Annotated in this window: 12 protein-coding genes; 8 read left to right on the forward strand and 4 right to left on the reverse strand. The window is 42.2% G+C overall.

All coding sequences use genetic code 11. The features are described from left to right. Positions 1–16 precede the first annotated feature (16 nt). Entirely contained in the window at positions 17–1,276 is a 1,260-nt protein-coding gene (locus tag G4420_RS16255; protein ID WP_163324993.1) for a diaminopimelate decarboxylase family protein, read from the reverse strand. Between the two features lie 98 nt (positions 1,277–1,374). After that, a complete protein-coding gene (locus tag G4420_RS16260; protein ID WP_163324994.1) occupies positions 1,375–2,910 on the reverse strand; it encodes an NAD(P)/FAD-dependent oxidoreductase in 1,536 nt (511 codons plus the stop codon). A gap of 937 nt (positions 2,911–3,847) precedes the next feature. On the opposite strand from G4420_RS16260, the gene G4420_RS16265 reads away from it, so the two are divergent. The 8 genes from G4420_RS16265 to G4420_RS16300 all read left to right on the forward strand — a co-directional run bounded on the left by G4420_RS16265 (position 3,848) and on the right by G4420_RS16300 (position 15,244). Then, entirely contained in the window at positions 3,848–4,573 is a 726-nt protein-coding gene (locus G4420_RS16265) for an ABC transporter ATP-binding protein (RefSeq protein WP_163324995.1), read from the forward strand. Positions 4,574–4,649: 76 nt separating this feature from the next. Further along, entirely contained in the window at positions 4,650–5,912 is a 1,263-nt protein-coding gene (locus G4420_RS16270; protein WP_163324996.1) for an ABC transporter permease, read from the forward strand. A 27-nt stretch (positions 5,913–5,939) separates the two neighbouring features. Continuing rightward, positions 5,940–7,211 (forward strand): ABC transporter permease, encoded by a 1,272-nt coding sequence (locus tag G4420_RS16275; RefSeq protein WP_163324997.1) that lies wholly within the window; start codon positions 5,940–5,942, stop codon positions 7,209–7,211. 160 nt (positions 7,212–7,371) lie between these two features. Continuing rightward, positions 7,372–8,502 (forward strand): efflux RND transporter periplasmic adaptor subunit, encoded by a 1,131-nt coding sequence (locus G4420_RS16280; RefSeq protein WP_163324998.1) that lies wholly within the window; start codon positions 7,372–7,374, stop codon positions 8,500–8,502. A 58-nt stretch (positions 8,503–8,560) separates the two neighbouring features. Next, positions 8,561–9,898, forward strand: a complete 1,338-nt coding sequence (locus G4420_RS16285) for a TolC family protein (protein WP_163324999.1) — start codon at positions 8,561–8,563, stop codon at positions 9,896–9,898. Between the two features lie 1,072 nt (positions 9,899–10,970). Then, positions 10,971–13,145 (forward strand): DUF5916 domain-containing protein, encoded by a 2,175-nt coding sequence (locus G4420_RS16290; RefSeq protein WP_163325000.1) that lies wholly within the window; start codon positions 10,971–10,973, stop codon positions 13,143–13,145. A gap of 250 nt (positions 13,146–13,395) precedes the next feature. Continuing rightward, positions 13,396–14,316 (forward strand): malate dehydrogenase, encoded by a 921-nt coding sequence (locus G4420_RS16295; protein WP_163325001.1) that lies wholly within the window; start codon positions 13,396–13,398, stop codon positions 14,314–14,316. Between the two features lie 502 nt (positions 14,317–14,818). Further along, positions 14,819–15,244 (forward strand): aspartyl protease family protein, encoded by a 426-nt coding sequence (locus tag G4420_RS16300; RefSeq protein ID WP_163325002.1) that lies wholly within the window; start codon positions 14,819–14,821, stop codon positions 15,242–15,244. Positions 15,245–15,276: 32 nt separating this feature from the next. Here the strand turns inward: G4420_RS16300 and G4420_RS16305 are convergent, their stop codons facing one another. Both G4420_RS16305 and G4420_RS16310 read right to left on the reverse strand, forming a co-directional pair. Continuing rightward, the gene (locus G4420_RS16305) at positions 15,277–15,873 is read right to left on the reverse strand and encodes a hypothetical protein (protein ID WP_163325003.1); all 597 of its coding nucleotides are present in this window, start codon (positions 15,871–15,873) and stop codon (positions 15,277–15,279) included. A 33-nt stretch (positions 15,874–15,906) separates the two neighbouring features. Further along, a complete protein-coding gene (locus G4420_RS16310) occupies positions 15,907–17,364 on the reverse strand; it encodes a TolB family protein (RefSeq protein ID WP_246241659.1) in 1,458 nt (485 codons plus the stop codon). Between the last annotated feature and the right edge of the window lie 88 nt (positions 17,365–17,452).

Here is a 17,452-nt window from a genome sequence, read left to right on the forward strand (position 1 = left end):
TGTGAAGTATGAATTTTTAAAAGTCTTTCACGCCATCGAAGTCGAGCGTTGCAAAATAATCCTCGAGCGTTTCTGCACGTCGAATCTCTGCCACATCGCCATTTTCGCGAAGTAATAATTCGGCAGATTTAAGTTTTCCGTTGTAGTTAAATCCCATTGAATGGCCGTGTGCTCCGGTGTCGTGAATAACCACAATATCATCCTGCTCAATTTCCGGCAACATGCGGTCGATGGCAAATTTGTCGTTGTTTTCGCACAACGAACCGGTTACGTCGTATTTTATATTCGCCTCGTCGTTTTCTTTTCCCATTACTGTAATGTGATGGTAAGCACCGTAAAGTGCAGGGCGCATCAGGTTGGTCATACAGGCATCCAAACCGGCGTAGGTTTTATATGTTTTTTTAATGTGACGAACTTTGGTTACCAAATAACCGTAAGGGCCGGTAATGGCACGTCCCGATTCAAAGAATATTTTCAACGGAGCAAGTCCCGCTTTAACAATAATATCATCATAGCATTTTTTCACACCAGCACTTACAAATTCCATGTCAACCGGTTTTTCGCCCGGTTTGTAAGGAATTCCAATACCGCCACCCAGGTTCGCAAATTCAATTTTCACGCCTGTTTTTTCGGAAACCTCAACGATCAAGTTAAACAGCAACTCGGCAGTTTCCACAAAATAGGCCGACTCCAGTTCGTTTGAAGCCACCATGGTGTGAATACCAAAATGTTTTACACCCTTTTCTTTCAGGATTTTATAACCTTCAATCATTTGGTCGCGGGTAAAACCGTATTTGGCTTCCTCAGGATGTCCGATAATTACATTACCTTCTTTCAAACTGCCTGGATTGTAACGCATACAAATCGTATCCGGCAATCCTACATGCTTATCAACAAAGTCGATGTGCGAAATATCATCAAGATTGATAATGGCGCCCAAATCTTTAGCCAGCTGAAACTCGTATGCCGGCGTATCGTTTGAAGTCAGCATAATTTCATCGCCGCTCATTCCAATACGTTTGGCCAGTTCCAGCTCAGCAACAGAACTACAGTCAATTCCAAAACCTTCCTCTCTCAGAATCTTCATCAGGTATGGATTTGGCGCGGCTTTAATTGCATAATATTCCTTAAAACCTTCGTTCCACGAAAATGCTTTTTTGAAATTACGTGCATTTTCAATCATTGCTTTCTCATCGTAAATATGAAACGGAGTAGGGTGGTTTTCAATAATGCTTTCAAGCTGTTCTTTGCTAAAAGGTAGATTTTTTTCTGCCATGTTTTTCGTATTATTTAAGGACAACAAAATTAACTAATTTTTCGATCTTGTAGAATCAATCTAAATAAAGGACGTTCTAATTAACCGGAAGTTTACAATTATGCTTGTTCGATGAAATGCATGGCCGCTTTAATGCCATCGGCGGCACTCGAAATAATTCCGCCGGCATAGCCGCTGCCTTCGCCAACAATGTAGATATTATCGAATCCTTCGCATAAACCACTGCTATCGCGAATTACCTGAACCGGTGATGAAGTTTTACTTTCGAAACCTAAAAGGCTGCCATTCTCAAAACCACGCATTTTACGTATAAATTCCTGCAAACCAACCTGCATCGACTCAACAACCGGTTTGGGCAACAGGTCCCATAGCGGAGCCGGTTTTAAACCCAGCGGGTAACTGGTTTCAAACTGCGTGCCTTTTCCTTTCTGTTTCAGGAAGTCGTTGATAGAACATGCAGGCGCAGCATAACCTTCGGAATATTGATAAAAACTCTCTTCCAGTTTTTGCAGGTTGTCCAGCGCTTCAATGGGCGAAACTGTTTTGCCTGCCAGCTCATCAGGATGAATGGCGGCTACGCAGGCAGCATTGGCAAAATTGCCGTTGCGTTTGTAGTAGCTCATGCCGTTTACGATGTTGGTATTTTCGTAAGCAGCTGCCGGAACAATCATGCCTCCCGGGCACATACAAAACGAAAAAACCGAATGTTTACCGTCGGCTTGCGAAGTGAGACGGTATTCGGCGGCTTTCACGCCCGGAAGTTGCGGTTTTCCCCACTGTGCCCGGTTGATGATTTCCTGTGTGTGTTCCATCCGGCTGCCAATGGCAAAGTTTTTAGTGCGGAAAGGAATGCCTTTTATGATCAACATTTTATAGGTTTCGAAAGCAGAATGACCGGGAGCAATAAAAAGCGCATCAGCCGGCAAGTTTCCTTTGGATGTAATAACCTCTTTTACTTTAGAATTAGCAATTAGCACATCTTTCAGCATTGTTTCAAAGAGAAATTTGCCTCCCAGATTTTCAAAAGCTTCGCGGAGGTTCTGCACAATTTTTCTGAGGTTGTCGGTTCCCAGGTGCGGGTGAGTCATGTATAAAATCTCTTCCGGTGCACCGGCTTCCACGTAACTGGTTAGGATAAACTGTTTTTCTTTAGATATGCGTTTCGAGCGCGAAGTGAGTTTACCATCAGAGAAAGTTCCGGCACCACCTTCGCCAAAGGCGTAATTGTTTCGTGCGTTGAAAGTTCCGGTTCGTTCAAAGTTGGAAATGGCTTTGCCACGTGTTGTAACATCCGAGCCACGTTCGATCAGTGTAACATCAAAACCGGCTTTCTGTAATACAAAAGCATTAAAGAAACCGGCTGGTCCGCTACCAACAACCACGATTTTTTTGTTGCTTTTCCTGTAAGGTATTTCAAGCTTTTCTTTTTCAACCTGTTCATCGCCTTTAATTTCAGGCGATGATACAACGGCTTTTACCAACCAGTGGATGTTCGATTTGTTCCGGGCATCCAGACTTTTTGTCTCCAGCTCGTACGAAAAGTTCTTAATCCGAAGTGTTTTGGCAATTTGGCCTTGCAGCAATTCGGGGCTGTAGTTGGTGGGTAATTTAAATGAAACTGATTTTGTTCCCATGTACTGAAATATTAGAAGCCAAAAATACGGAAAGATTGGAATCGTAAGAAATTTCTAGTGAAGCAAGGTAAATAAAATCTGCAGATCCAAATGGGGCTATATTAAATTAGGCCAAATTAATGTGGGCAAAATGTTTTTTGAGTAGCTACAGATTGGTAAGGAGTTTACTATTAACAAAGAGTCTTTGCCTTATCAGGCCGATTTTACTCTTTGGCTTAGCCCAAAGAGTAAACAGAAAACCCAAGGCTGCGCCCGCTTCACTCGGAAAAGCTACGCGGCGCCAGCTAAAATTCCTGAAACTCGTCGTACCTCCTCAAACATCAGTAATTTTTCTACGCTGTCACCGCTTGTTTTCCGGCTCACCGGCCAAGGCCGAAGCTTCGAACGCTTTCCCAATTATATTGATATTTGCAGAAGTGGAACGGCCTCTTTTGGTGTTTACCTGTAGTTGAAATAGAACCTTAATGAGAGCGGGAAGCTCCGAGTGATCGAGGAGATCACCCGCCCGAATTTAGGTTATATGAAAACGGAGGGTGAATATCAAAAGCAGCCTTGACTTTTTTGTGTCGTTTTTGTGTCAAGACAAAAATGACAGCCTCCGGCAGGAAATTCGTCAAAATGAGTGTTGTTTTTGTCCGTGAAATTTTGATCCGTTAGCTTGAACAAATGATTTTAAGATCGCAGGTTTCTGAACACCATATCAAAAAAACAAAAATTCATTGTAACGTATCAAAAAGTTGTGCGTCACATAACTGAAAAAACAAGCAAGCTTTAAATGCTATAAAAACAAAAAACGTTCAAAAATATTTTTTTACATGCCCAAATAGGTCGTTCGTCGAAAAAAGACCTCGGGTAAGCCTTTTTTTCATCAACTTTAGTTCGAAAACAAAAATCAACGGCTTTTAATAGTCGGATAAACAGAAAACAAGTTCAAGCCATGATTAGTCTAAACAATGTTCACAAATCGTACATAACGGGTAGTAACTCGTTGCATGTATTAAAAGGAATCGACCTCGAAATCAAATCCGGAGAGTTCGTCTCCATTATGGGGTCATCGGGTTCCGGGAAATCAACTTTACTTAACATCCTTGGAATTTTGGATAACTACGATGAAGGATCGTATTATCTGAACGGATCGTTGGTAAAAGATATGTCGGAAAAGAAAGCCGCCAAACTCCGCAACGAGTTAGTAGGTTTTGTATTCCAGTCGTTTAACCTGATTTCTTTTAAAAACGCCCTTGAAAATGTGGCGCTTCCGCTGTATTATCAGGGAGTGAATCGGAAAAAGCGAAACAAAATTGCAGAAGAATACCTCGATAAAGTTGGTTTGCTGGATTGGGCGACGCACTTACCCAGCGAAATGTCGGGCGGACAAAAACAACGTGTAGCGATTGCTCGTTCACTTATCTCTCAGCCAAAAATTATTTTTGCCGATGAGCCAACCGGTGCACTCGACACCAGCACATCGTACGAGGTAATGGATATTCTGAAAGAAATTAACGATGACGGAATTACAGTTATTCTGGTAACACACGAGCACGATATTGCTTCGATGACCCAGAAAATTGTCCGATTGAAAGATGGCCGGATCGATGAGATCATTAAAAATGGTGATTTGAAAAACTTTCAGCATCGTTACGCCAAAGAACTGGAAACAGCCTAGAGAAGTCTGCAGTCGCAGTTTTCAGTCTCAGCAGGCACTTTTGCCTTTTTACTTTTCACTTTAAACTTAAGCTATCATGTTCGATATTGATAAATGGCAGGAGATCTTTGCCACCATCAAAAAAAATAAAATGCGCACTTTCCTTACCGGATTTAGCGTTGCCTGGGGGATTTTTATGTTGATGATCCTTCTTGGGGCCGGTAATGGATTAAGCAATGGCGTGTCGGAAAACTTTATGCGCGATGCCGTTAACGCCATGTGGTTGTGGAGTGGCCGTACCAGTATACCTTACAAAGGCATGCAGGAAAACAGGGAAATCCGTTTTACCAATGCCGATTACGATATCCTGAAAGATTTGGAAGGAATTGAGCACACCTCGGGCCGTTATTATATTGGCGGAAACTTATTCTCTTACGGAAGCGAATACGGCGAATATTCTGCTATAACTTGTCATCCTGATTTAAAAGATGTTGAGTCGATTGAAATTGTAGAAGGTCGTTTTGTGAACCAGGTTGACATTGATCAGACCCGAAAATCGGTGGTGTTGGGGAAAGATATTTACGATGCACTTTTTGATGGTAAAGAGGCCGTTGGAGAGTATGTTCGTGTAAATAACATTCCGTTTAAAGTGGTTGGAATTTGTAAAGAAGGCGGTGGCACACGTCACCGAAATGCATACATACCGGTTACTACGGGGCAAAAAGTATTTAACGGATCAAACCGCCTGCATAATTTTGCATTAACCATTAACGCCGAAACAATAGAAGAAAGCCAGGCCATTGAAAACCGTGTTCGGGAGAGACTGGCGCGCAAACATAAGTTTGATGCATCTGATGAATCGGCCATGGGATCGTACAGTAAACTGGAAGATGTAATTCAAACCATGAAGATCTTCCAGGCGATCGATATTTTCATTTGGATTATTGGAATAGGAACCCTGATTGCCGGTGTGGTTGGCGTAAGCAACATCATGCTAATCGTAGTAAAAGAACGCACAAAAGAAATTGGCATCCGAAAAGCCATTGGTGCCAGTCCTGCTTCGGTAATTGGATTAATCCTTTTGGAAGCAGTAATGATCACAACAATTGCAGGATACATCGGACTGGTGTTGGGAACCGGATTGATGGAAGGTTTGAATTTTATCGTAGAGAAACAATTTGAAGCTTCAGCGGCAACTAACGGCGGAAACGGAGAAACCTTGTTCCGCAACCCGACCGTTGACCTGGGAATTGCCCTATCGGCAACATTATTACTGGTGATAGCCGGAGCCATTGCCGGGTATATTCCTGCAAAACGAGCTGCAAAAATCAAACCTATTGAAGCTTTACGCGACGAATAACAGAAACGAAAACAAAAGCAGAAAACAATGTTCGACTTAGACCTTTGGAAAGAAATATTAAGCGCTTTAAAGAAAAACCGGATGCGCAGTTTTATGACCGCTTTCGGTGTGTTCTGGGGAATATTTATGCTGATAATTATGTCGGGAGCCGGTCGTGCCCTTGAAAATGGGGTGATGGACGGAATTAAAGCTTTCGCATCAAACTCGGCATTCTTCTGGACCGAGCGCACCAGCGTGCCATATAAAGGATTTCAACGGGGACGACGCTGGAACTACAAGAATACAGATATTGAATACATAAAAGCCAACATCAGCGATATAGAATACCTGTCGCCACGATTGTTCGGACCAAGCAGCGGAGGCGGAGATAATGTAATTCGCGGTAAAAAAACAGGCGCTTTTAATATTTATGGCGATTATCCCGAGTTTTTCAAAATCGATCCGTGGACACCGCTGCAGGGACGACTGATCAATACCATCGATATTCAACATTCGCGAAAAGTGGTAAACATTGGCGAACGTGTTGTGGAAGTCATGTTCGACAAGGACGAAGATCCGATTGGACAATACCTGAAAATTAACGGTGTTTACTTCCAGGTGGTTGGTGTGGTAAAAGGCGAAACCCGCGTAAATATTGGTAATGGCCGGAAAAATGAAACCATAATAATGCCGTTCACAACCATGCAAAAGACCTATAACATGGGCGACGATGTGCACTTTTTCTCGGTAACATCGCAACCCGGAGTGCCGGTGAGTAAAGTGGAAAGCCGCTTAAAAGAATTGATGAAAGAACGCCACAGTGTTGCACCCGACGATCAACAGGCAGTTGGGTCGTTTAACATCGAGGTGGAGTGGAAAAAATATATGGGACTTTTCACCGGAATTCAGATCCTAACCTGGATCGTGGGAATTGGAACTTTGCTGGCCGGTGTAATTGGCGTAAGCAATATTATGCTGGTAATTATTAAAGAACGCACGCAGGAAATTGGTATCCAGCGCGCCATTGGTGCCACTCCGGGGAAAGTGATTCTTCACATTGTTGCCGAAAGTGTTTTCCTAACCGTACTTGCCGGATACCTTGGTTTGGCACTGGGTGTCGGCCTGCTTGAGCTGCTGAATATGGCGTTGGAAATGAATGCCGGTAGCGGAGATGATATTTTCTTCCGCCGCCCTGAAATCAGTTTCCAAATGGCAGTTGGAGCGCTCTCAGTACTGGTGGTTTCCGGAATTTTTGCCGGATTAATTCCGGCGCGGCGGGCGGTAAGTATTAAACCGATTGATGCTTTGCGCGACGAGTAAAATGCGGGATTGGGAGTTACATTCACCCCCTATCTCCACTGCGTTCCGATTGTCCCCCTGCAGGGGGACAGGAGCGACGAAGAAGCGACAGGGGGTAAAAAAGTAGAGTGTTAAAAAGAAAAATAAAATTGAAACAAAAAACAATAAAAGCAAATTAGCCATGAAGAAAGTATTTAAAATTTTAGGAGTTGTAGTATTGGTTGCAATATTTGGAGGAACGCTTTTCTTCCTGTACAACAAATCGAAAAAGAAAACCGATTTTTTTGAAAACAAGAACCCGTTTTATAGCGAGGTAGTAATGAAAACGGTGGCTACCGGTTCGGTGGTACCACGTTTTGAAATTGAGATCGTTCCGCAGGTTTCAGGAATTATTGATGAATTGTTTGTTGAAGCCGGCGATAAAATTACAAAGGGGCAGGTGGTTGCACGTATCAAAATTATTCCTGATATGGTGACGCTAAACTCAGCAGAAACACGTGTGAACCGTGCAAAAATTGGTTTTGATGATGCCCAGATCGATTACGATCGTCAGCAGAAATTATTTGATAAAGAAGTGATCTCGTACGAAGAGTTTAAAGCTGCAAAAGTGGCCTACGACTCAGCAAAAGAAGAATTAACCGCTGCCGAAAATAATCTGGAATTAATTAAAAACGGTGTAACAAAAAAGGCTGAAACGGCTACTAATACGCTTGTGCGCTCAACCATCGACGGTATGGTGCTGGATGTTCCGGTTGAAGAAGGTAACTCGGTAATTCAGGCAAATACCTTTAACGCAGGAACTACCATTGCGTCGGTTGCCGATATGAGCGATATGATATTTGAAGGAAATGTTGACGAAACAGAGGTGGGTAAAATCCGCGAAGGAATGCCAATTGAACTTGAAATTGGTGCTATCGACAAAGAAAAATTTGCTGCCGTTCTGGAATATATTTCGCCAAAAGGTGTGGAAGAAAACGGCGCTATTCAGTTTGAAATTAAAGCAAATGTGAAACTTAAGGAAGGCCAGTTTATCCGTGCCGGATACAGTGCAAACGCCAATATCGTTCTGGAGCGCAAAGACAATGTGATGGTTATTCCCGAAGGTTTGCTTCAATTTGAAAACGACTCGTCGTTTGTTGAGGTGAATGTTGGTACGGCCGAAGAACCAAACTACGAAAAACGTTGGGTACATACCGGCCTTTCTGACGGGATAAATATTGAAATTACCGAAGGATTGAATGTGGAGGATAAAGTTAAAGGCGAAAAGATTGATCCAAAGAAAGTTCAGGAAGCACAAGCCAATAATGGCTAACAGTAGGTAATTCACATTGCTTTATGTAAATTAGTGGCAAAACAAAAAACAATACATGATGAAGAATCTTTTAACCTTATTTTTGGGAATATTACTGTCGGCCGGAGCCTTTAACCTGCAGGCGCAAAACGAATGGGATTTACAGACCTGTTTCGATTACGCCATTCAAAACAACCTTCAGGTAAAACGACAGGAGATAAATACACGTTACAACGAAACGCTGGTTAAGCAGGCAAAAGATGATAAGCTGCCTAACCTGAATGGCCAGGTGAGCAACGATTTTAGTTTTGGCCGTTCGTTAACTTACGACAATACTTACGACAATATTAACTCGGCAAGTGTAGCCGGAGGGTTAAATACCAACATGACACTGTTTAACGGAATGACGCTGAGCAACACCGTTAAAATGCGTGAGATCGATTTGCAGGCAACATTGGCCGATCTGCAAAAAACAAAAGACGATATTATGCTGGCTATTGCAGCCGAGTACCTCGAAATTCTTTTTGCACAGGAGGTGCAACTGGTTGCCGAGGCTACCATTGAGGTAACCAAACAACAAATTAATCGCACCCGTCAGCTTGTTGATGCAGGAAGTGAAGCACGTGGAGCTTTGCTTGAAATTGAAGCGCAGCTGGCTCGCGAAGAGCTGGATTTGGTAAATGCACAAAACCGTGTTCAGTTGGCTTACCTGAATTTGTACCAGTTTTTGGAATTACCCATGGCCGAAAGTTTTAAGATTAAAGAGCCCGTATTGCCCGAAGTTCAGGCCAACCTTACCATGATAAACGCTTACGATGTGTTTCGCAACGCAATTAATGTACGCCCCGAAATAAAAGCGGCACAGTTGCGTGTTGAAAGTGCCATGAAACAGTTGGAAATTGCCAAGGGATATCGTTATCCGAGTTTGAGTTTTGGCGCCAACTATTACAACCAGTACAACAACCAGTACAAAGACTTTGAAGGAAACCGCATTGATTTGGGCGAACAGCTGAAAAACAACAGCCGCTCGAGCCTGGGCTTAACGTTGAGTATCCCGATTTTCAATCGTTTCCAGGTGAAGAACAATATTTCGAACTCAGAGTTTCAAATTGCCGATTACGAGTACCAGTTACAACAAAACCGCAATGTTTTGCGCAGAGACATTGAGCAGGTGTACACCAATGCGCTGGCTGCATTTAATCGTTACATTTCAACCGATAAAGCGGTGGCTTCAATGAAAGAAGCTTTCCGTTACACCGAAGAAAAATTTAACGTGGGAATGATCAACTCTGTGGAATACAACCAAAGTAAAACAAATCTGACCAATGCTCAGTCGGATCTGATACAAGCAAAATACGAATACATTTTCCGCACGAAAATACTTGATTTCTACAACGGTGTAGCAATCACCTTGTAGCAGATCTTGCTTGAACATTGTTTTTTGTGCCTCCGGCTGAAAAGTCGGAGGCTTTTTGTTCAGTGAGACTCAGATTACAGGAGAGAATCGAACTGTAATCTGATAGTCGAACTAATCCCGATAGCGGAGCGTATCGGGATGAATGATTTAATACTCCAATGCTTGCATCGTTTTTAACTAAATTCCATATTGATACCTCCTTAGTGTGCTGCGAGGTGGTTCATTTGATGGCTGAACCCCAATCCCTAACCACATAAGGCACATAGACCACATTAGATTTTGCCTATTGCTGTTTGCCAATTGTCAATTCTTTCACCAGTTTTTTTCCCTTTTGCCTTGTATCCTGAACCACATCAGGCACATAGAATACATTCGGTTTTGCTCTCTGTGGCACTCCGTGTCTTCTTTGTGTTATCTCTGTGGTTTATTTTTTTTCAAAGACACGAAGGTGACATTTGCCTACCGGCGTTTGCCATTTGCCTACTCCTTCTAAAATCTTCAATCGTTAATCATCATTCTATAATCATCTTTATTAAAGGGGGTACTTCCGAAGGTGTCGATCGACCTTCCGAAGCTATCCGTTGACCTTCCGAAGGTATCCTTTCTGCTTCCGAAGCTGAACGTCTGTGTTCCGAAGGTCGAGCTCCGGCTTCAAAAGTTAAAATTTGTGCTTCAGAAGGTATCGATCCGACTTCAAAAGTTAAAATTTGAGCTTCCGAAGGTGTCACTCCGGCTTCAGAAGCTCAAGTTCGGGCTTCCGAAGGTATCAATTTGAGTTCCGAAGCTATTGTTTGAGCTTCCGAAGGTATAATTAATACTTCCGAAGGTATCCTTTTAGCTTCAGAAGCTATAATTAATACCTCGGAACTTAAAGTCAGAGCCTGCGATCCTTAAGGGATGAGCTCCGAAAATCTAACTTCAGCTGAATTTTTGGATATTCCTGTTAATTTGTTTCTCGCAAAGAGTGTTAAATAAACTTCTTCAAAGGATAGATTTGTCACTTTGTGGTTATTACAATTTAAATATCTTTACAGGCAATTTATTATACCTAAATCAATTAAAGCTGTTTCTTATGAAGTTGCCTTTGGTCTTATTTCTCTGTGTATGTTTGGCATATACTGCTGTTGCCAACAATTATAGCTCAAAATCGGATACAACGATAAATACCTTCAATAAAGCCTATGTTTATCGCGTAAAGAAATTGCAGGGGCTAATAAATATTGATGGTGTAATTGATGAAAGCGACTGGCAAAGCGCGCAAAAAGCAGATAAATTTTACCGGGTGCTACCTGTTGATACCGGTTTTGCCACGCAGCCTTCAACAATGATGATGGCATACGACGACAAAGCCTTGTACGTAGCACAAATATTTTACGATACTATTCCCGGCGATCGTGTGATGGAATCGTTCCGCCGTGATTTTAGCTTTGGAAATAACGATAACCTGCTCATATTTTTCGATACATTTTTGGATCAGACAAACGGTTTTTCATTTGGAGTTTCGGCCTCGGGAGCCAAGTGGGACGGAACCATGAGTAACGGACACAGTATTTCGTTGGATTGGGATTGCAAATGGGAGATGAAAACCAAACATTACGACAACCGATGGGTAAGCGAAATGCGTATTCCGTTTAAATCGGTTCGGTATCCGAAAGGTAGCAAAGAGTGGAACGTAAACTTTAGCCGATTGGATTTGAAATCGAACGAAAAGTCGGCATGGGCGCCTGTGCCAAGGCAGTTTCCAACGGCATCGCTGGCTTACACCGGACGTATGCAGTTTGAAGAGCCACTGCCAAAATCAAAAATGCAGTTTTCAGTAATTCCTTATTTATTGGGTGGCGCATCAAAAGATTTTGAGGCCGGCACAAGTACCGATTACCGTACCGATGTTGGTTTTGATGCCAAAGTTGGTATCTCGTCATCGATGACACTCGACCTGACGTATAATCCCGATTTTGCGCAGGTTGAAGTTGATCAGCAGGTAACCAATATTGATCGTTTCGAATTGTTCTTCCCCGAAAAACGACAGTTCTTCCTCGAGAACAGCGACCTTTTTTCAAGTTATGGATACTCGCATACTTTAACTCCGTTTTTCTCGCGCCGTATTGGTTTGGATGCGCCGGTACTTGCCGGGGCCCGATTGAGTGGGAAAATTGGCAAAGACTGGCGGGTAGGTTTTATGAATATGGCCACCGAAGAAACCAGCGAAAACCTGGCCCGGAATTTTACTGTGGCTTCCGTTCAGAAGAAAATGTTTACGCGGTCGAGCCTTGGATTTATTGCCGTTAACAAAGAATATTTTGATGAACCATCGGACACCAGCATGTTTAACCGCGTGATTGGTTTCGACTATAACCTGGCCAGCAAAGACAATGTGTGGGATGGTAAGTTCTTTTACCACCGCTCGTTTCAACCCGATAATCCCGATAAACAATATGCACAGGGAGCCATGTTAAATTACAGCACTCCGCATCTACACCTGGGGATTTATGAAACTTCGGTTGGCGAAAATTACCGTGCCGAGGCCGGCTATGTGCGCCGAACAGGATATAACTTTATTGGTGCATCGGCCGGTTATACTTTTGTGCCCAATAGAAAAGTGGTAAATCACGGGCCGAGTATAAAACTTGATAACTATTTCAATCCTGATAAGGATTTGATTGAACATGAGTATGAGTTCGAATATGAGTTAACCTTTGCAAACCGGGCAGAACTGAGTTTTGGTTATGCCGATCATTTTGTGCAACTACGAAACGATTTTAACCCAACACAGGATCCTGACAATTATTTACCCGAAGGTTCGGAATATGATTTTGGACTTTTTTCTGTTAAGTACCAGTCAACACGTAAATCGTTGTTTACCTGGGAAGCCGAGGCCTCAAAAGGCAGTTTCTATAGTGGCGACATTCAGTACATACAGGGAGAAATTGGTTACCGCTTTCAACCCTATGTAAACCTTACCATGAATTTTAACTACACCGATATGGATTTGGGTGATCCGTTCAACCGCGAAAAGTTTTGGCTGGTGGGCCCGAAAATGGATATCACTTTCACCGATAAAATATTCTGGTCGACTTTTGTGCAGTACAACGAACAAATCGACAATCTGAATATCAACTCTCGCTTTCAGTGGCGTTATCAACCGGTTTCGGATATTTACCTGGTTTACACCGACAACTATTTTACCGGCAACTGGAACTCGAGAAACAGGGCAGTGGTTTTAAAAATGACTTACTGGTTTAATTAGGGATTTTGCACATCGCAATAATTCGCCGAACCATTCCGCCCCGGATTCGTAAAAATCAAACATAAGTGACTAAAATCACTTCGGATTAGAGTGGTAAATCGTATGTTTTACCAATTTGTTAAACCGATTTTGGGGGCTCTGAATTATTTCTGACATCGCGAAAAAAAATTAACTTTGCGTGCCTTAAAACAATTTGACAGACAATTGTTTAAGATAACACGATTTTATAATTATAAAACTCACTAGTAAAATGAAAGTAACAGTAGTTGGAGCAGGTGCAGTAGGTGCAAGTTGTGCCGAGTATATCGCAATTAAAGATTTTGCAGATGAAATAGTATTGATTGACATCAAAGAAGGTTTTGCTGAAGGTAAAGCAATGGATTTGATGCAAACTGCTTCGTTAAACGGTTTTGACTCAACTATCGTTGGTGCCACTAACGATTACACAAAAACAGCTGGTAGCGATGTTGCAGTAATTACCAGTGGTATTCCACGTAAACCGGGAATGACTCGTGAAGAGTTGATCGGTATTAATGCCGGAATTGTAAAAGACGTTGCTGAAAAATTGATCGCTGAGTCGCCAAGCGTAATCATTATTGTGGTTAGTAACCCAATGGATACAATGGCTTACCTGGCACACAAAGCTACAGGTCTTCCTAAAAACCGCATTATCGGTATGGGTGGTGCATTAGATAGCGCACGTTTTAAATACAGATTGGCTGAAGCATTGGAATGTGCACAGTCAGATATTTCTGCAATGGTAATTGGTGGACACAGCGATACCGGTATGGTTCCGTTAATCGACAAAGCTGTTCGAAACAGTGTTCCTGTTACTGAATTTTTAAGTGAAGAGAAACAAGCCGAAGTTGTTGAAGCAACTAAAGTTGGTGGTGCTACTTTAACAAAATTGCTGGGAACCAGCGCATGGTATGCTCCCGGTGCTGCAGTATCAGAATTGGTTCGTGCCATTGCATTGGATTCTAAAAAAATGTTCCCATGTTCAGCTCTTCTAGAAGGCGAGTACGGTTTAAGCGACATTTCAATCGGTGTTCCTTGTATCATCGGTAAAAACGGTATCGAGAAAATCGTTGAAATCGAATTGACTGATGCTGAAAAAGAAAAATTGGCTGCAAGTGCAGAAGGTGTTTCAGCTGTGAACGCTTTACTATAATTCGAAAGATTAAAAACAGCATACAGAGGCTCGCAATTTTTGCGGGCCTTTTTTTGTGAAAGTCTCTCCCCATCTTTTTATGTGTATTGCCGTTTGAGTTTCGTCCGGGAGAATCACCTGGCTTCGATCGGCTTTCTTCGCCGGACGATTTCCCTTTGGTCATTTCATCCCGGTGCTACGCACCGGGTTATTCACATTCGACGCTTCCAGCGTCATGAAAAGTTTGCAATTCCGACATAATTGGTCAATAAACTCGTCCTAACTTTGTAATTCAGTTCAATATCCCGAAGGGATAAAATGTGACTAACCTCGGGTGAAACCCGAGGTTGATGTGCGGTAATTTAAAGGTGCAATCAATAAGATATTCAAAGCACAATCGTTTTATGCGCCTGGTAATCTGACTATTTTTATGAAATGCTGTCGACAGGTCTTACTTTCATTCCTGCTGGTAATTTCCGGGAATGTAGAATATTTTGTACTAATTTGATTTAAATTTGAAGCCATGCGAACGAAAATACCTATTGACATTATAGAGCTGGAATCGTCGAACTATCATTTAATTCTTCCCACGCAATTCGAAGGAAGCGAAACCGCCTATTGGGTGATTGATACCGGGGCCTCAAAATCGGTATTTGATAAAAACCAGGCTGAATTTATTTTGTCGGAAGAGGAAGGTACAGAAGATCTCCATGCGGCAAACATGAGTGAGGAACCGTTAAAAACGTCGCTGGGTATTTTAAAACCATTGTCTTTTGGCAAGCTAAAAGTCGACAACATGAAAGTTGCCCTGATGGATATGAACCACATTAACGAACTCTACCAAAAAGTTAGCGACTATAAAATCTGCGGTTTGCTGGGAAGCGATTTCCTGTTGAAATATAATGCCGTTATTGATTATAAACGACGGGTACTGAAGTTGTCAGAGTAAATAATCCGGATCTTAAAGGATTACGCATGGAGTTAATTTAGTTTTAACGAATTTACAATTGCCTCCAATTCTTGCTTTTGTTTCTCTGTTTGATACGTGATCGTGATATCGATATAAAAATCATTCCTTTTCAAGGCGAAATGAGTTTGATTCATTGTCATCTGCTGAATCGTCATGGTAAGATCGAAAGTGAAACACTCAATATTGTTTTTCAGAAACGTTTTCTCAATCTCGGAAGTGATAGGATTTAAATTAGCGTATTGCTTTTTTACATGCACTAAATATTCGTTTTCGTTTTTAAGCTCCGGGTAAAGAGTGCTCCTTTCTGCTATCATCGACAGATTGGGTTTAAATTCCTCCTTTTCAATTTCCTGATAAATGGTGAGCAAGTTGGCCACTAAAACAGTATCCTTTTTATCCGCCTCTGCTGCTGTTGCCTTCTTTTCAATTTTACCCAAAGTGTCAACTGTCCAGCTTTCAGGAACATTCATACTTAATTTGAAATAGTTGCTGGAATAAATCTCATTCTCCAGCTTTCCTTCTTCAACCGGACTGCGGTTAATATTCGTGCACCCCAAGCCAAGTAGTAACAGAATTAAAGCGAAGAAAAGAACATGTGTTTTTAGCATGATATATAAGTTTTTATCTGGTTTGGGTAATACTTAATCGCTGTTCGAAACAAATGCAATCTTCTTGCTGTCGGGCGACCAGCTAGGAACATTTATCGATCCCTGTCCGCCGTAAATGTAGGCTATAATTCGCGGTTGGCCACCTTCGTATGGCATTAAGCGAATCAGACAATGTTTGTAAAACGGATGATCAGCAGGATCAATATCTTCAGGAAATGAAATGAATACGATCCACTTTTTGTCCGGGCTTACATGCGGGAACCAGTCGTTGTATTTGTCGTCGGTCAGCTGAACCTGATTTTTGCCATCAGCATCCATTCGCCACAATTGCATTTTTCCGCTTCTGGTTGAATTGAAGAAAATGTATTTCCCATCGGGGCTGTATTCCGGTCCGTCATCAAGCGTTTTTTCGTTGGTCAGTTGTGTTTCTTCGCCAGTGGCAACATCAACACCGAAAATATCGTATTGGCCGTTTCGTTCGCCGGTAAAGACCATCGTTTTTTTATCGGGCGACCACCCATGAAAATACGAAGCGCCAAGTCCTGTTTTTGTAACTCTAACGGGAGTAGAATCGCCTTTTGCAGGCAAATAATAAATGGTGGAACTTCCGTTGTTATCGACGCTGTGGTGCGAAATGCCCAGCAAACCTCCATCGAAAGTTAAAACATGGTCGTTGTTGTTATTGGTAGCAAATCCGGTATTCAACGGTTTGATTTCGCCGATAGCCAGTTTGTAGGTGAATAAATGCCCTTTTGAATTGTAGATCAGCTTTTCATTATCAGGCGTCCAGTTAGGTGCCTGAATCGAATGTGCCGAATGGTGGATCACTTTGCGCAATCCGCTTTCAATATCCAGTATTTCAAGGTTGCTTCCAATGTAATCCCGGTAAGGTACATAGTCTTCTTTCTCGGGACGAATAATGCGTACATTCCGGTAAACTGCACTTTCCATAACATCGGCATTGTGTGCACAAACATAAATTCCCACATAAACTTCGTTATCCAGCGGCAGGTTATCGAGTTGAACCACTTTAAAAGGCTCGCCAAACTTAGCTGTCGACATAATAAAAGAGGAGCCTTTTCTTTCCAGCTGAATTACATCCGGCGCCTGATCTTCCGATTTTACTTCTTCTGTATCTGCTCCTGCAGTTTTCCTGTATTGTAACGATGTAAGCCCATCGCCATGAACGGTTGCATTTGCATGTGGCGAATTGCTGTCGAGATTATTCCGAACCATCCAACCAACTTTGCGGTGCGGATCAACGCCATCGCCCAAAAGTTTTACTTCGGCGCGCAAAATAAAATCGCCCTGAAGTGTTGTCCACAAGTAATGAAACTGGTCGTCGGCAAACCACATGTTAAATCCCGATCCACCGATTGTGTATGTTTGGTCGATTGCATTAAACGAAGCAAAACCCTGGTGTTTGCAGGCTCCAATATCGGTGTGGTTATCGAAAATACCCAGTTTGTTTTGTGCCGATGTAAAATTCATAATGATTAATAAGAAGGAAAGTACAGTAAATAAACGAATGAAAGCAGATTTGATCATGACGTTTTAATTTAGTTGGTTAGTGTTGCAA

Origin of the sequence: Draconibacterium mangrovi (assembly GCF_010586825.1) — a bacterium.
Lineage (GTDB): Bacteria > Bacteroidota > Bacteroidia > Bacteroidales > Prolixibacteraceae > Draconibacterium > Draconibacterium mangrovi.

Coding starts and splice junctions, on each gene's coding strand:
- G4420_RS16255 (WP_163324993.1), bottom strand. CDS start 1,276: ATGGCAGAAAAAAATCTACCTTTTAGCAAAGAACAGCTTGAAAGCATT.
- G4420_RS16260 (WP_163324994.1), bottom strand. CDS start 2,910: ATGGGAACAAAATCAGTTTCATTTAAATTACCCACCAACTACAGCCCC.
- G4420_RS16265 (WP_163324995.1), top strand. CDS start 3,848: ATGATTAGTCTAAACAATGTTCACAAATCGTACATAACGGGTAGTAAC.
- G4420_RS16270 (WP_163324996.1), top strand. CDS start 4,650: ATGTTCGATATTGATAAATGGCAGGAGATCTTTGCCACCATCAAAAAA.
- G4420_RS16275 (WP_163324997.1), top strand. CDS start 5,940: ATGTTCGACTTAGACCTTTGGAAAGAAATATTAAGCGCTTTAAAGAAA.
- G4420_RS16280 (WP_163324998.1), top strand. CDS start 7,372: ATGAAGAAAGTATTTAAAATTTTAGGAGTTGTAGTATTGGTTGCAATA.
- G4420_RS16285 (WP_163324999.1), top strand. CDS start 8,561: ATGAAGAATCTTTTAACCTTATTTTTGGGAATATTACTGTCGGCCGGA.
- G4420_RS16290 (WP_163325000.1), top strand. CDS start 10,971: ATGAAGTTGCCTTTGGTCTTATTTCTCTGTGTATGTTTGGCATATACT.
- G4420_RS16295 (WP_163325001.1), top strand. CDS start 13,396: ATGAAAGTAACAGTAGTTGGAGCAGGTGCAGTAGGTGCAAGTTGTGCC.
- G4420_RS16300 (WP_163325002.1), top strand. CDS start 14,819: ATGCGAACGAAAATACCTATTGACATTATAGAGCTGGAATCGTCGAAC.
- G4420_RS16305 (WP_163325003.1), bottom strand. CDS start 15,873: ATGCTAAAAACACATGTTCTTTTCTTCGCTTTAATTCTGTTACTACTT.
- G4420_RS16310 (WP_246241659.1), bottom strand. CDS start 17,364: ATGAATTTTACATCGGCACAAAACAAACTGGGTATTTTCGATAACCAC.